Source organism: Psychrobacter sp. GW64-MNA-CIBAN-0177 (assembly GCF_040309585.1).
GTDB classification, from domain to species: Bacteria; Pseudomonadota; Gammaproteobacteria; order Pseudomonadales; family Moraxellaceae; genus Psychrobacter; species Psychrobacter okhotskensis.
The window spans coordinates 1-285 of record NZ_JBEOOY010000140.1 but is presented as its reverse complement, the minus strand read 5'-3'; the positions used below and the strand labels follow the sequence as shown (position 1 = coordinate 285).

At 58.9% G+C, this 285-nt stretch carries 1 protein-coding gene; it reads right to left on the bottom strand.

Annotated features, from left to right (window positions below):
* The coding region (locus AAEY79_RS14520; RefSeq protein ID WP_352289000.1) for an ABC transporter substrate-binding protein at positions 1 to 285 on the bottom strand (285 nt) is incomplete at both ends.

Here is a 285-nt window from a genome sequence, read left to right as displayed (position 1 = left end):
GGGTAGGCCTTGCGAAACGGGTGGTCGGGGTCAAGCATGCGGTTGAAGGTGAACAGCACGTCGTCGGCGTTGAAGTCGCGCGTCGGCTTGAATTCCTTGTTGCTGTGGAACTTCACCCCTTCACGCAGGTGGAAGGTGTAGGTCAGGCCATCCGGGGAGATATCCCACTTGGTTGCCAGCCCAGGGACGACGTCGGTGGCGCCTTTTTCGAACTCCACCAAACGGTTATACAAAGGCTCCGCCGCATCGTTGTCGGTGGCGGTGGTGTATTGCGCAGTGTCAAAC